Source organism: Thermanaeromonas sp. C210, from assembly GCF_013167955.1.
Classification (GTDB): Bacteria; Bacillota; DSM-521; order Neomoorellales; family Neomoorellaceae; genus UBA12545.
The window spans coordinates 388,439-403,755 of record NZ_BLWF01000003.1 but is presented as its reverse complement, the minus strand read 5'-3'; the positions used below and the strand labels follow the sequence as shown (position 1 = coordinate 403,755).

At 55.6% G+C, this 15,317-nt stretch carries 12 protein-coding genes; all 12 read right to left on the bottom strand.

Annotation, left to right across the window (positions count from 1 at the left end; translation table 11 throughout):
- Positions 1 to 218: 218 nt before the first annotated feature.
- The 12 genes from TAMC210_RS09410 to TAMC210_RS09355 all read right to left on the bottom strand — a co-directional run bounded on the left by TAMC210_RS09410 (position 219) and on the right by TAMC210_RS09355 (position 15,290).
- Positions 219 to 1,409, bottom strand: coding sequence for an MFS transporter (locus TAMC210_RS09410; RefSeq protein WP_173298551.1), 1,191 nt, complete (start codon positions 1,407 to 1,409; stop codon positions 219 to 221).
- 206 nt (positions 1,410 to 1,615) lie between these two features.
- A complete protein-coding gene (locus tag TAMC210_RS09405) occupies positions 1,616 to 3,514 on the bottom strand; it encodes an aldehyde ferredoxin oxidoreductase family protein (protein ID WP_173298550.1) in 1,899 nt (632 codons plus the stop codon).
- A 63-nt stretch (positions 3,515 to 3,577) separates the two neighbouring features.
- Complete coding sequence (locus TAMC210_RS09400) at positions 3,578 to 4,726, bottom strand: iron-containing alcohol dehydrogenase (RefSeq protein ID WP_173298549.1); 1,149 nt, start codon at positions 4,724 to 4,726, stop codon at positions 3,578 to 3,580.
- Positions 4,727 to 4,832: 106 nt separating this feature from the next.
- A complete protein-coding gene (locus tag TAMC210_RS09395) occupies positions 4,833 to 5,432 on the bottom strand; it encodes a C-GCAxxG-C-C family protein (RefSeq protein WP_173298548.1) in 600 nt (199 codons plus the stop codon).
- A gap of 290 nt (positions 5,433 to 5,722) precedes the next feature.
- Positions 5,723 to 6,691: a methyl-accepting chemotaxis protein gene (locus TAMC210_RS09390; RefSeq protein ID WP_254388610.1), complete on the bottom strand. Its 969-nt coding sequence runs from the start codon at positions 6,689 to 6,691 to the stop codon at positions 5,723 to 5,725.
- 188 nt (positions 6,692 to 6,879) lie between these two features.
- Entirely contained in the window at positions 6,880 to 8,328 is a 1,449-nt protein-coding gene (locus TAMC210_RS09385) for a sigma-54 interaction domain-containing protein (RefSeq protein WP_173298547.1), read from the bottom strand.
- 386 nt (positions 8,329 to 8,714) lie between these two features.
- Positions 8,715 to 10,124: a sensor histidine kinase gene (locus TAMC210_RS09380; RefSeq protein ID WP_173298546.1), complete on the bottom strand. Its 1,410-nt coding sequence runs from the start codon at positions 10,122 to 10,124 to the stop codon at positions 8,715 to 8,717.
- Positions 10,125 to 10,139: 15 nt separating this feature from the next.
- Positions 10,140 to 10,805, bottom strand: a complete 666-nt coding sequence (locus TAMC210_RS09375; RefSeq protein WP_173298545.1) for a response regulator transcription factor — start codon at positions 10,803 to 10,805, stop codon at positions 10,140 to 10,142.
- An 84-nt stretch (positions 10,806 to 10,889) separates the two neighbouring features.
- Positions 10,890 to 12,734 (bottom strand): asparagine synthase (glutamine-hydrolyzing), encoded by a 1,845-nt coding sequence (asnB, locus tag TAMC210_RS09370; RefSeq protein WP_173298544.1) that lies wholly within the window; start codon positions 12,732 to 12,734, stop codon positions 10,890 to 10,892.
- A 109-nt stretch (positions 12,735 to 12,843) separates the two neighbouring features.
- On the bottom strand, positions 12,844 to 13,581 hold the full coding sequence (locus TAMC210_RS09365) for a hypothetical protein (protein WP_173298543.1): 738 nt from the start codon (positions 13,579 to 13,581) through the stop codon (positions 12,844 to 12,846).
- Positions 13,582 to 13,602: 21 nt separating this feature from the next.
- Positions 13,603 to 14,838 (bottom strand): NAD(P)/FAD-dependent oxidoreductase, encoded by a 1,236-nt coding sequence (locus TAMC210_RS09360; protein WP_173298542.1) that lies wholly within the window; start codon positions 14,836 to 14,838, stop codon positions 13,603 to 13,605.
- Entirely contained in the window at positions 14,835 to 15,290 is a 456-nt protein-coding gene (locus TAMC210_RS09355) for a 4Fe-4S dicluster domain-containing protein (protein WP_173298541.1), read from the bottom strand. Before TAMC210_RS09355 ends, TAMC210_RS09360 begins: the two co-directional genes overlap by 4 nt.
- Positions 15,291 to 15,317: the final 27 nt, after the last annotated feature.

The following is a 15,317-nucleotide window of genomic DNA, read 5'->3' as shown; positions in this document are numbered from 1 at the left end:
AGCAGGAAATCGTCTTCGCCCAGGTAGATATATCCAGCGTTTTACCCCTAAGAAAGAGGTGCCGCGTGGGCGGCACCCTTATGTGCTGCAATAAACCCCTCAGGGAGGCCCCACCCCCAGGCTTTCCCGCGACTATCCGCCCGGTTGTGGGGGCGAGGCTGTCATCCCACCGGCCTCAGATTACACCCGCTTTCTAGTCCTGGACCTTTTCCTGATCTCTAAGCGCTTATCTTGGAAGAGGCCGCCTCTCTGGCGTTCTTGGCCATACCCCAAATAAGGGCGAGAACGCCCATTATCCCCAACCATATGGCCCCGGTGATGAAGGCGTACATATTTATGTCAGAACTCATCAAAGCGGATAAGGGAGTTATAATGTAGGGGCACAAGAAAGAACCAAGGTTCTGTCCGGCCACCACAATGGAGGTGGCCAGGGGCACCGCCACCGGTTTAACCGACATGGAGGTTCCCACCATAATGCTGGCAAAAACCGTAGTCACCGAGAAACCGTATATCAGGCTTCCTAAGTGAACCAAAAAGATGTTGGGGGCAAAGGCTATGATAAGGTAGGCAATCACGCCCATAAACAGCCCCACGGCGAGGCTGGCGTTGCGGGCGAACTGGGCCAGTTTGCCATACACCAGGCCCATCAGGAAGCCGCCGATGGCAAAAATCATGGTGGCCTGCCCGGCGTCGGCTGCGGTTCCCAGGTTGTGGTCGGTCACCAGAAAGGCCAGGTAAGTTGCCAGAATCAATCCGCTTATAAAGAACACCAGCATGGTAACCGCCCACCCATAGGCCGCTGGCGTTAATTCCACTTTCTCTGCTGGCTCGCTCTTGGTAGCCCCCGACTTCATGGGCTTAATAGGAGGCAAGAAAGCCGCAGCACAAATCAACGAAATGAGGGCGATGAGGTGAACATAGAAGGTAATGTTCCATCCCATCATAGCCAGGTAGCCGCTCACAAACACCATAATGGCACAGCCTATCATTTGCGCCGAGGTCAGCTGGCCCATTACGTTGGAGCGCTCATCCCCCTCAAAGGAGGCTGCAACCAACGCCGGGGCCAGCACCTGTACCGTACCTACGCCGATACCGAGGATAGCCCGGCAAACGAGTATCAAGGAAAAAGACGTGAGGAAAGCAGGCAACACCCCTCCTGCCAGAAAGCATATTATACCGAGTAGGACCAGGGTCTTCATGGAAATATATTCCTGTAGCTTGCCTACTATGGGAGTAACCACGATAATGACAACGCACGGAAGGGTTATCAGCAGCTGGATGGAGGTCTGGGAAACCTCGGGAAAGCGCGCAGCAATCACCGACAGCCCGCTGGCAATGGCCATTACACCCATCATCAATATTCCGATACTCATGATGGCCAGCTTTACCCGGCTTTGGGACTGTTGCATAACAGTCACTCCTTTCCGCATTTAATCCCCTGCCTTAGGCAAGGTTTTCCTTCCTACCTCAGGTTGGTCCGCGGCCCGCCTCCCGGGTGCTCACCCTTTTCTGGCGGACCGCGGCTCTTGCAACCCATGGGGGAGGAGGACAGACATGGCGGTCCTCTATCGCCCTGCCCGGAAGGCCCCCCTCCCTGCCCGCCGGCCGGCTAAGATTACTTCCTGAGGGCGGTCCTGGCCTTTTCCACGGCTTCCGCCGTGTATTCCAGGCCCAGCTCTACCAGTTTCTCCTTGGTGGGCAGCCCCGTTTCCTTATCCCAACCCCGGGCTTCATAGTACTCGTCCAGCATCTTGTCGAGGTCTTCGCGGGAAATGAGCTGACCGGCCGAACCCCCGCTCTTTATGGGTTCCTCCATAAGCCTTGGCGGCAGCGTGTCGTCGGCCCGGCTAAAGCCCTCCCGGGCGAGGAAGACCCGGGCCAGGTTCATTATCCTTTCGCCCGCCTTCCAGATGTCTTCAGGAGATAGGCTCAGCCCGGAAGCAGCATTCAACAGGCCGGCTACAATCCTCGGGCCCTCAGGTCCTAGAACCGAGTTGAGGAAATTGCAGAAAGGCGGGGAGTCGAAACAGGCCGCCGAAAAGTCCTGGTTCCACTTACACAGTTTGCCTTTCCCTTCTACGGCCAGCCGATCCACCGGCTCGGGGACGGGGACTCCGAAGATTTCCTGGAAGGCGTAGCCGCGGTTATGGTCGGCTCCTGTGTACGAAGTGATATAATTCAGTCCATGGGCCTTGGCTCCCCGGATGTCATAGGCCGGTAGCTCCAGCCCCTTAATGTGCATGGCGTACCTCTCGGCACCCCGGCCGATACGCTGGGCGGCCAGGCGGGACCCGTCGGCCAGAACATCGCCAAATCCATCGCGATTGGCCATCTTAACGATGAGGTCCAGCACGGCCTGGGCGTTGCCAAAGCGGAGTTCCAGGCCATCGACTTCTTCCCGGCTCAGTATCCCCCGCTCGCAAAGCTCCAGGGCCATACCTATGGTGACACCGGCAGATATGGAATCCAGGCCGTACTCATCGCAGAGCCGGTCACCGGCGATGACTGCAAAGGGATCATCCACGCCCACATTGGTACCGAGGGAGTATATAGTTTCAAACTCAGGGCCTTCGCTCAGCACCCCCGCATACCGGCCGCTCCTTGCAAGCCTTACCTGGCTACAGCCCACAGGGCACCGGTAGCAGGGATTACGCCGGATGGTAAACTGGTCCAGGGCCTGGCTTCCCAGTTTGTCGACGGGACTAAAAACCCCGGTATCCATCCAGTTTTTGGCCGACCAGATGCCCATGGCCGAAGTTACATCAACGGCTGCGGAGGTGCCGACCTTGGACAAACCGGGGTAAAGGGCCGGGTCATCCCGCATGAGCTTGTGCATATCCCTCAAGACGGACGAGAAGGATTGGGGGTCGTCCACTTTGACTTTGCCGCTACCGCGGACCGCAATGGCCTTCAAGTTCTTGCTACCCATCACGGCTCCGACACCCTTCCTGCCGGCAGCCCGCCGCTCGTTGATAATACATGCAATACGGCAGAGCTTTTCGCCGGCAGGCCCTATGCAGGCTACCCGAGTATTGTGATCCCCTACTTCCTCTTTGATAAACAGCTGCGTGTCGGTGGTCATCATGCCCCAGAGCCGTTCGGCACTCCGGAACTGCACTTCACCGTCTTTGATGTAAAGGTACACCGGCTTCTCGGCCTTACCCTCAATTATGACGGCGTCAAAGCCGGCAAATTTGAGCTCGGCCGGGAAATGACCGGCGCTCAAGGCCACGGCCAGCCCGCCCGTTAGGGGTGAACGCGCAACGACGGCCATGCGGCTGGCACACGGCGCATCGGTCCCCGTCATTGGACCCGGCGCAAAGATCAGCACGTTCTCCGGGCTCAAAGGGTCTACTCCTGCAGGCAGAGCGTCGTAGAGGAGCTTGATCCCCAACCCGGCTCCGCCTATAAAGGCGGCAGCCAGGTTTGGATCGAGCTCTTCCACCCTCGTCTCCTTCCTGGTCAGGTTTACTCTGAGAATTTTGCCTGTATATCCGCCCTTAAGCGTTACCACTATTTAACCCTCCTCACATGCCCGTATCTGTTCTCCGCTCACTTCTCTTCACTTCATGAGGACCTATTCCATTGCTCGCAGCAGCTTGGCGGCAATCTCTACGGTCATCTTTTCGGGGCCGAAGTTCGCGCAGTCATCCGTGGGTACATCGGCGGCAATGCCCTCCAAGGCCGACTTGTCAAGGTTCAGCTGTTTAAGCCCGGTAATGCCCACCTTAGCGGCGAAGGACTTGATGGCAGCTGCCACCTCTTGTCCGAGCTCTTCGACCGGCATATCGTCCCTTAAGTCCAGCCCCATGGCTCGGCCGATAATCCTCACTTTATCGGGTACCAGGGACGCGACATGGGCGATGACCGGGCCGATGGCGAGGGCGCAAGCCGTGCCGTGGTGGACGTGGAAGTGGCCCCCCATGGTGTGGGCTATGGCATGGCCGAAGTGAGGCAAGGCGTCGTTAAAGGCAATACCCGCAATCAGCGAGGCCAGGGACATATTAGTTCTGGCCGTTATGTCGGAGCCGTTCTCCACGGCGATGGGGAGGTATCTGGTAATGAGCTGGATGGCCCGCTCGGCCAATATATCGGATATGGGGTTGGCAAGGCCGGAAGTGAGGGCCTCGGCCGCATGGGAAAAGGCGTCCATGCCCGTACCGGCGGTGAGGGCAGGCGGCAGTTTTATGGTGAGGGCGGGATCCACTATAGCCAGGGTAGCCGTACAGTAGTGCCCGATTACCCCGCTCTTTTTACTGGTACGGCTATCGCTAACCACCGAAATAGCGGTGGCTTCGCTGCCGGTACCCGATGTTGTGGGGGCCAGGACCAGCACTTTGCCCGGGTTCTTGCCTACATTAACCCCGTAGTAAGCAGTAATGGGCGGTGGATTGGTGAGGAGCACATTCACGGCCTTGGCCGCGTCCAGGACGCTACCGCCTCCCACTCCTACGACCCCGTCCACTCCTTCTGCCCTAGCTATGGACGCGCACTCCTCAATAGCATAATCCGGCGGGTCAGAGGGGACCTTATCGTATTGAACTACTCCCAGCCCGGCCGAGGTCAAGTGCTTCACTACCTCGTCTGTCACGCCGGCGCTCTTCAACCCGGCATCCGTGACCAGCATGACCTTCTTGCAGCCCAGCCCTTTTACCCTCTCACCGATCTGTTCAATAGCGCCTACGCCGAACAAAATCGGCGACGTACGGGTGATGTAAGATACCATAGTAGATACCTCCTTCTTAAATAATTAATTTCCTTAATTTCCTTAGAAGGGTGCGCAGCGGCGCCCCCACTCCGGCGTCTTAAACAACTCAAAAACTTAGATCCCCTTATCCTAACCGGGCGTTTAGCATCTCAACAGCCCTGGCTGCGGTATCGCCCACAACCTTGGCGCAACGGTCCTTCTGTATGTCTGAGCGAATACTTTCTTTTGCTTCGGCTCCCCACTTGAATAAAGAATCGCTACAGAGGGGGGAATAGGCTATGGTCTTAACCTTCGATTCGAATCTGCAGTAGGCCCCATGCTTATCGCTGGGGAACGGATAGGTGGCATACCAGGCCATGAGCTCCCTGATGACTTCAAAGTATTCCTTACAAACCAGGGCAATTATGGCCCCCGAACCGTTGATGGCTCCGCACACCGTACCCCACCCCACGACTCCGCCGGCGCCGTAACGAAACATGTCCGCCGGGATGCATGTAAAGGGGAAGCCGACCGTTTCCTGCAGGGTTAGCAGCAGGGCAGCAGCGCTCCCGTACATACAGTTGTCATTGTTAAAACAGAGTTCATATCCCCTCCTGCGTACTACTTCAGGGTCAAGCTTTTTATAAGGCCAGGGCAGAGGCGGTACTGCTAAACCTGTTCCTTGTATGTACTGCCCAGCTGCTCCTTCTACGCCGCTCACCGCTACCTTGGTATCACTGCTCACGGCGTTTCCCCCTCATTATTGAAGTGTAAGAAATCGGGGATTCCTGCAAGATAGAGCAATTCTTATAGTTTTCAAACCGCCCAACGTGAAATTATCGCTCCACCCACCTCCCCTTCCCTTGCCGGCTACCTCCTTCAGCCTTCTAGGTCCCCGGGTTTTTCCGCTGTCCCCGCACGTTCAGCATCCACTAGGTGTGGCAACGCTGCCCTGCCCCATCCCTCCCTTCCTTGCGCCCTCTTCTAAAGCCTCCTGTCCTGGGGCTCGGCGCACCTAAACTTAAGGTGCTGTTCTTAAAAGCAGCCTTTTTTGGCCACCTCATCTATCTCCTTTGCCGCCTGATTAAGGATGGCTACCATGGTGTTTATCTCTTCTGAAGCAGCGGCTTGGTTCTGACTCATGGCGTTCAAGTTTCCAACCCTTTCAACTATACCCTCCATTATGCTGGTCATGTGCTTGATCCTGCTCTCCATCTGGATGACGCTCTGCTTAACCCTTTCGGCCAGCTTACGCACTTCCACGGCTACCACCCCAAAACCCCGGCCGTGTTCGGCAGCCCTGGCAGCCTCTATCGCGGCATTCAAGCTGAGCAAGTGGGTTTTGTCGGCTACATCGCGTACCAGCCTGATTACTTCCTCCAAAACTTTCATTCCCTCCTGCAGCTCGGTGGAGTACTCGGTCATTTCGGCCGCCGAAGTGGCCAGCTCCGCAGCCGCACCGGCAATATCGCCCATAGCGTTATGGACCTTGGAGGAAAAGTCGACCAGCTGGGCCGAAATCTCGCGCAACCTGTCTTGTATGCCGGTGGGAAGTATAAAGTTAATGGCGCCGACGACTTTGCCGCGGTCAAATACCGGAACGGCCATCCCGTAGTAGCCCACCCCGAAACGGGATGTTTCCCTCGTCACCTGACGTTCAACCCGTTTCCCCGTCCTGATGGCCTCCCCGGCCACCGTCCCTTCCTGGACGGGGTGTCCCGGGGTGACACCGGTACTAATGGGTAGGTGCTGGGGTTCCTTGATCCATAAATACTCTGACGTATCCGTAACTCCCAGGATACCCCTCTCTCCCATTAGCTGGTAGAAATAGGGCGCAGCAGCGATTAAGTGAGCAAAAACTTCCCCTCGGCTTTCCGCGGTAACAGACTCGTCTTCCGGCTGTAGGGCGGGCAAATCGCGGCTCCCGGCCCCAGTTTCTCTTTCCCCAGGGCAGCTTCCCGGCACTCCACCCCAAGCCCGTTTTCTCGCTAGCTCCCCAGCCACCCTCGTCGTCTCCTCCTTTTGGACAATAGTTTCTTATGCAATTTTCATGCCACTCCCTATGTGACGGACAGTAACAATCCCCGGGCCTGTTCCTTACTTTGGGTTGGTACCTCCTCCGGAACATCATCAGCTAAAAGGGGCCGGGGAGCGTACCATAAACGGTACCATCCCCGGCCCCTTTATCCCCGCTACTTCTGGACCGCCTCGCCCGGACTGGCGAAGCCCGAACGTCTTCGCTCATCATAACTCTTTAGTTTACGATACAAAACAGTCCGATATATCCCGAGTTTCTCCGCAGCTTTGCCGATGCGGCCACCGCATTCCTCCAGAACATGTCTGATATACAGTTCTTCTACCTCTTCCCTTACCTCCCGCAACGTCCCACTCAGCCCCAGCAATTTGATCAACTTGTAAGCTCTGGGCTCGTCCTTCCCGGATTGGCACATCGGTTGGAGAGAACACTGCCCCTCTACGGAAGAACTAATTACCATCCGCTCTATGGCGTTTCGCAGTTCCCGAACATTACCGGGCCAGTCGTAGGCCAGGAGGGACTCGAGGACGCGGTAATCCAGTTCAAAACTGGTTCCATATCTCTTATTGAATTCCTGCAGAAAGTTAAAGGCGAGGGCTACTATGTCCTCGGGTCTTTCCCTCAGGGGCGGCAGCTTAAGGGGAAACACGCTCAATCTGTAGTAGAGGTCGTCCCTGAAGGTACCCTGCTGTACCATAGCCTCGAGGTCCTTATTGGTGGCTGCGATAATTCTAACGTCCACCTGCCGGGCCCGGTTACTCCCTATCCGCCGGACCTCACCCGTTTCTATCACCCGCAGGAGCTTTCCCTGGAGGTACAACGGCAGTTCCCCTATCTCATCCAAAAAAAGGGTGCCCTGATGGGCGCATTCAAATAAACCTTCTTTTCCTTCCGGTTTAGCTCCCGTGAAGGCTCCCTTTTCGTAGCCAAATAATTCCGATTCCACGAGGTGTTCGGGCAGGGCCGCACAATTGATGGTTATAAAAGGTGCCCGGGAACGTTTACTATGCCGGTGTATATACCTGGCCAGTACATCTTTGCCGGTCCCCGTGTCGCCCATCAATAAGACAGTAGTGTCTGTCTGGGCCACTTTGTAGGCCTTGAGGAGCACCTCCCGCATGGCCCTGCTTTCGGCCACGACAGCCGTGGATTCCTCCAGACAGACCGATACATCCGCAACACCCTTTTTGCCACCGGATAGTTCGGCTTCTGTTTTTACATATTTATCGTCTAAATTTAAAAATTTACCTGTAGTAAGGACAAATTTTACTTCCCCGTTTTCGTCAAGGATGGGTGTACTGGTCGAAAAGAAAGTGAGGTTGAGCCTCGTCCGGAGAATTCCTCCCATGGGGCTCTTCCTTTTAACCGCCTCCAAGGCATAAGAGGTATTATAATAGCCTTTGTGTACCAGGTCCCGGAGGTTGGACCCTATAAACTCGTCCAGTGATATTCCTAAACTCAGGGCAGTAGTGGAATTGGAAACCAGAACGTTACCTTTGGGGTCGGTAACAAAGATGGCGTCCAGAAGGCTCTCAAAGACCTGCTTAAGATTGTGGTTGGTAAACTGGATACCCCTCGTAACTTTTTCTGTGGGCAAGGAGAACATATCACTTCACCTTCTCTCGGCAGGAATTTGCCAGAAAAGCTGCCATCCGCCTTTCACCCGTTCCCCAAAAAGGAACTCCCATACTCCCCGCCCCGGCATAACCTGGCCCGGTTCCAAGGGTTCCTTGCTAAACTTGAGGACACCCCCGTCAAAGTTCTCCCCGTAAGTTCCCGCTCCACCTCCCCCGCCGGTAAAATTGCTTATCACAGTTCCCCCGGGCGGGAAGTGAATGCCCTCACTAGAACAGCCTATGGATCACCTACCCTTCGACCGCGGGCGGCTGCGGGAGGGCGAGGCCCTTCCACCCGGCTGGGCAATCCAAGCCCATTATACCACAAAATTTCGGACACTTCCATAAAAAGTATGCACTGCGGAAGCAGGCAGGCTCACCTCTGCAGCCTGGGCAACTGGACGGTAAAAATGCTGCCCTCCCCTGGGCTGCTTGACACCCGGATGGCTCCCCCATGTTGTTCCACAATCCACCGGGCTATGGCCAGCCCCAGGCCGGTACCGCCGGACCGCCGGCTGGCTTCACCCCGGTAGAAGCGTTCAAAAATACGGGACAACTCCTCCGGCGGGATCCCCATACCCGTGTCCCTAACCTTTATTTCGACTTCTCGGTCCTGCAAGGCAGCCTCTAAGGTGACAGCGCCTTCCGGAGGGGTATATTTAAAAGCATTGTCCAGCAGGATAAGAAACAATTGCTTTAGAAAGTCCTCATTGCCCAGGACCAGGCAGCCCTCTAGTTCTCCCAAATCGGCCAAGGAAAAGGAGGCCCGACCGAGGAAGGGTGCCCGGCGGGCTACTTCAGCCAGTAGCCGGCCGATATCAAGGGGCTTCCGTTCGAGGGTAAAACCCGCATCGGCCCGGGCGAGGGTCAAAAGGTTGTTTAAGAGGCGGCTCATGCGCTCGGCTTCTCCGGCAATATCCGCCAGGGCCTCCGGCTGGATGGGACTTCCCGACTCAACCATGTGTTGGAGGAGTTCCACATTTCCCCTGATGGTAGTTAAAGGCGTGCGCAACTCGTGGGATACATCGGCCACAAACCTGCGCTGGGAGGCATAAGCCTCCTCAAGCCGCTGGTACGCGTTCTGGAGGCGGGCGAGCATGCCGTTAAAGGTAGCCGCCAGGCGGCCGACCTCGTCCATGGGGCCATGGTGGGGCAGGCGCCGGGCCAGATCCCTTCCTTCGCCGATCTCCGCGGCCAGGCGGGTCATACGGCTTATGGGATTCAATGCCGCCCGGGCAAGGAGATGCCCCAGGCTTGCGGCCAAGACCAGTACCAGTAATCCCAAAAGGAGGAGTATCTGCCGTAACCTGGCCAAAATCGCCAGGCCGGGGTGCATGAGCCGTCCAACCTGGAGCAATCCTACGGGTTGGTCACCTAGGTACAGGGGGAGGTTATATAAACGCAGCCATTGGTTTCCCACTTGTTTAGTTTCAAAAAAGGTCTTACCTTCCAAGGCCCGGATTAGAGTCTCTCCGTCAACCGGTAAGAACTGGTCGGCCAGGTTGCGGGAACGGGCGACAATTTCTCCTCCCAGGTCTACTACTTGGAGAAAAGTGTAAGGGCTGGAAAAGGCATTTACATCGGGCAAAACAATAGCTTGGGGCCGCAGGGGCCGGCTCACTACCCTGATGGAGCGCAGGACTTCATCGCCCTTGCTCATTAAAGAATAGTCGGTTTCCCACGTTAGATAGCGGGATAGCAGGGCGTAAGTTAAGCTTCCGAATACGAGGAGAGTAAAGGCCAAAACCCCGGTGTACCACAAGGTAAGGCGGCTCCTAAGATTCACTTTCCTCGCCGCCCTTCATTTAAGAACATACCCGACTCCCCGTACTGTATGAATAAGACGGGGTTCCCCCTGCGCTTCCAACTTGTTGCGGAGGTACCCCACATAAACCTCCAAGACGTTTGATTCCCCACTGTAATCGTAACCCCAGATCTTGGTCATCAGGGTTTCCCTGGTCAAGACCTGGCGGGGATGGCGCAGAAATAACTCTAAGAGATCGTATTCTTTAGCCGTCAATTGAAATACCCTGTTTCCCCGCCAGGCCTCCCGGGTACCCGTATCCAGTTTGAGGTCGGCGTACTCCAGCACTTTCCTCTCAGCCCGCCGGTGGCGGCGCAGGAGGGCCCGTATGCGCGCTAGCAGTTCCTCCAGGGCAAAGGGTTTCACCAAGTAATCGTCGGCCCCGCTGTCCAGGCCCAAAACCCGGTCGGCGGTCTCATCCCTGGCCGTGAGCATGAGAATGGGGACCTCGCTCTGTTGTCTTATCTTCTGGCAAACCTCCACGCCGTCTATATCGGGCAACATGAGGTCCAGGATTATCAAATCGGGTTGGCGCGTAGCCAGGGAAAGGGCCGTAAACCCGTCGCCTGCTACCAATACTTCGTAGCCTTCATAAAGGAGTATGCGCTTCAATAAAGAGGTAATCTTTTCATCGTCATCGACCACCAAAATAACCGGCTTCAAGGTCCTCCACCTCCTCTTTGAGGGAGCCGCCGCCCCGTCCTGAACTAATTATACCTCACCAATCCCCTGGGTGCAGTCTTGGATCTAAAGGTCAAGCGACACCCGATATTCCCGCAACCAAAAATCTATCTGGGCCAAGTAGGCCAGGAGCTGCGGTCGTCTCATGAGCTGCCCAAACCACGGTATATCGAACTCGGTACGTGACTCCACGAGAGCTCGGACAACGGGGATATTTATGAGGGGGCGCAGGGGTGAATTAGGCTGGTGAACAATATCCCGCACCCAGGCACCCACGGCATGCAGAAAAGCAGGATTATGCGTTTTGGGATACGGGCTTTTGCGCCGCGCCAGCACTTCGTCTGGCAGTACACCTGCTAAGGCCCGGCGCAAAAGACCTTTTTCTTTGTCGTCCACGTACTTTACGGCCCAGGGAACATTCCAGACATACTCTACCAGGCGGTGATCGCAAAAGGGTACGCGGAGCTCCAAACCCACCGCCATGCTCATACGGTCATTGCGGTCCAGTAAGGTGGGCATCCAGCGGGTAAGGGTCAGGTAGAAAATCTCGCGTATGCGGGCTTCGAAAGGATTTTCTGCCGGAAGTCGGGGTACCTCAGCCAGTGCCTCAGCATACCGGTCCGCTACGTACTCCAAGGGCCGGATCTCCTGGGTTAGCTCAGGCGAGAGCAGGCGCACCCTTTTCTCTATTTCAAGGGACCAGGGAAAGGTCCGGGCCCGGAGTGCCTCCTGGCGCCTAAACCATGGATAACCCCCAAAGACTTCGTCCGCACATTCGCCTGACAAGCCTACGCTCGCCCCTTTCTTAATTTCGCGGCAGAAGAGGTAAAGGGAGGCATCGATATCTGCCATGCCTGGCAAATCGCGAGCCTGGACAGCCGCTGTTAAGGCTTCGACCAACTCGGGAGTATCAACCACGACGGTATGATGATTAGTACCCAGAAAGGCCGCAACTCTTCTCCCCCAATCCCTGTCAGAGGTGGGTTCGAACTCATTAGGCCTATAATAGCTCTCGTTGCCTGCATAATCTATGGAATATGTCTTAAGGGGTTCCAACCCCTTCCGTCGCAGTGCTCCGGCGGCAAAGGCGGTAATAGCGCTCGAATCAATGCCACCGGATAGTAGAGTGCAGAGAGAAACATCAGATATAAGCTGCCGCTCGACGGAATCCTTTAGAAGGTCCCTGACCTTAGCAACGGTGGTATCCAGATCATCCGGGTGAGGATGACTTTGAAGCCTCCAGTACTGGCGTATAGAGATACCGTTTTGGTGATACAGCAGGCAGTGTCCGGGTTTGAGCTCAGCAACACCTTTAAACACTCCGTGCCCCGGTGTGCGGGCCGGGCCTATAACAAAAATCTCGGCCAGCCCTTCGGCATCTATTTCCGGACGAACCGCTGTGTGGGTAAGGAGGGCTTTTAATTCCGAGGCGAAAAGGAAAGCGCTACCCCGCTGGGCATAGAATAGCGGTTTAACTCCCAGGCGGTCGCGGGCTAAGAACAGGCTTTGCTCCTTTACATCCCAGATGGCGAAAGCAAAAATGCCGTTCAGACGTTCGACGCATTCCATTCCCCATTCCATGAAGGCCACCAGGATAATTTCAGTGTCAGAACGGGTTTGGAAAGAATACCCGCGGGCCTCCAGTTCTCTGCGCAGCTCTGGCATGTTATAAAGCTCGCCGTTGTAAATTATGATGTACTGTTCCTCCCCTCTCTTGCGAACCATAGGCTGAACACCGCCCTCAGGGTCGACTACTATCAGGCGGCGGTGGCCCAGGCCCGCCCGGGGTGAAATCCAGATTCCACCGGCATCGGGTCCGCGGCAGGAGAGGGTTTCGGTCATGGCTTCCAAGGTCGGCCTGTGGCGGGTCACATCTACTTCCCAGTCTATCCACCCGCTAATGCCGCACACTAATTTCTACCCCCCATTAAGAAAAATAAAAGACGCCCCCGCACATAATGCGAAGGACGTCGTCGCCCTCTTGTTCATTATATGATCGGGGGGCCGTCCCGTTCACGGCCTAATGGGCGTAGAGGTTGCCGTAAGGACGTCTATTTAAAGGAATCAGCTTTATAAAGGATTCAGATAGAATTCTATCGCTATCGAGGCCAAAATAACTGGCAAATTCCTCTACAATAGACTTGAGGCGCTCGTAGTCCTCGCGGCTGGGCTCAAGGGGTTGCGCCTCTTTACCTAAGAACACTCCCTTGAGTTCCCCGCGGATGAAAATTTCTCCACCGTGCATACCGGTAGCCAGATAGTTGCCCACGAGTCTTTCACCTGGTCTGAGATCCAGGCCCAAGAGTACCAGGGTTCCCCCGGCCATATATTCGCCCAGAAAGTCCCCTGCCCGTCCCCCTACTACAATTAAAGGACTTTTCTCCTTAAAAGCCTTCATATGAATACCTACACGGTAACCTACATTACCGCGAACAAAAATCTTGCCGCCCCGCATGGAATAGCCGGCAATATCGGTAGCGTGCCCGTGAATGATAACCGTACCGTCGTTCATGGTATTGCCCACTCCATCCTGGGCGTTGCCATGAACCTCAATATGCAGACCATCCATAAGGGCACCGAGATTGTTGCCCGGGACCCCGTAGATTTTTAGTCTGGCTTTACCTTGTATCCCGGTGCCGATGTATCTCTGTCCGTTAACATTCTCAATGACCAGTTCATCTTCGCCGTTATCGAGGAGCGACCTGATTTTCTCATTCAATTCCCGGTAACCCAAACCGCGGGCGTTTATCTTTTTCACCCCATCGCCAGCCCCTGCCTTTCACTCCCCAAGTTTACCCTCCCACAGCTCCCCAGGGAGATGCAGAAAACCAAACCCCTTTTGTAAAAGGTTATCCTTAAAAGGTGTAACGTCCACCTGCTCTTCTATCAAACGCCGGTAGAGCCCGGCACGGTCGAACTCATTAATAAAGAGAGCTCCTACTAGGCGGTTGTTATCCAGCACCAGCTTCCGATAGATCCGCCCCTCTTCCCGCTTTTCGGCCAGTATCTCATAACCCTCCTCCGGTTCAGGGGCACTAATACCTATGCTAATGGTGTGCAAGCCCAAAAAACCGAGAGCATTATACGCCGGTCCCGCTATATACTTTTCCCGGCCCCCGGCCATATTGCGGCCGGCTATGCGGCCCTGCCTCGCAGCATGGGGTAAAAGGGGAGGGCCGCCCGCCACCACATCTCCTGCCGCGTAAATACCGGGGAGGCCTATACTTAAATATTCATCTACCACTACGCCCCGGTTCAGATTCACGCCGGCCACCTTTTCCAGCAATTCGGTATTGGGCCTAACACCGATGGCCACGACCAGTATATCGCAGGTTAACTGCCTGCCGGACTGGAGGTCGAGCTCTAACCGGCCCTCATTATTACGCCTGCCACCTAGGATAGTATCTTGCAAGATTACAGTTACCCCCTGCTCCTCAAGAAAGCGGGTAATCAGGGCTGCTGCCTCTCGGTCCAGAACAGGAGACCATATACGAGAAGCCAGTTCTACTAAGGTAACGCGCGCACCCCTTGTAACAAGGCTTTCCATGGCTTTTAGCCCGCTGGGCCCGGCCCCGAGAACTACTGCCTCCTTGCCCGGTGAGGCCCTCCGGGCTAAACGGAGGACGTCGTCATAAGTTAGAAAAGCAAAGTAATCTTCAGCTGTAAGGCCGGTAAGGGGCGGAACTATGGCTTGACCGCCTGTGGCTATGAGGAGGCGGTCGTAGGGTAGGGAAGAACCATCGTCTAATTTAACTTCCCGCCGGTTAACATCCAAGCCCACGGCTTTTTTCCCTAAGAGCACGTTTATTTTATTCTTTTGGTAAAACTCAACAGGTTGGTAAGGCATTTTTTCAGAATCAGTCTTGCCTTCCAGCCAGTAAGATATTAAGGGGCGACCGTAGGCGTAGTAATTTTCTGCTGAAATAATGGTTATAGTACCTTCCCTATCCAGTTCGCGTATCCCCTGGCAGGCGTTAACCGCGGCCACAGAATTGCCGATAATTACATACCTCATGTTCCGGTTCCCCTCTCCTGGTAGACCAGGGCGCCGTTGGGGCAATGGACTACACAGGCCGGTTCAGGGAGGTCCTTGCACAAGTCGCATTTTAGCGGGACGGGTTTGCCATGGCGATGGCCCGGGCGAATAGCCCCATAGGGACAACTGGCTACACAGGTCCAGCACCCCACGCATTTATCTTCCTGGCAATAAACCATTCCTGTATCGGGTTCCTTGACCATAGCCCCGGAGATGCACCCCTCCACACAGCGCGGTTCAGGGCAATGGCGGCACTGGACAGCCAGAGATTCGGGCCACTTTTCTTCTACCAAGACGCGGTGAGTACCGCGTAAGTCTTCCCGTTTAAAAGCCTTCCATACGTCACGGCTCCTGGAGTGGGCAGTAATACAGTACACTTCGCACAGGTGGCAGTTCATGCAATATTCCCGGAGCGCGTAAACTTTTTTCACCACTGTTCACCCCTCTTCTCCCTCTCC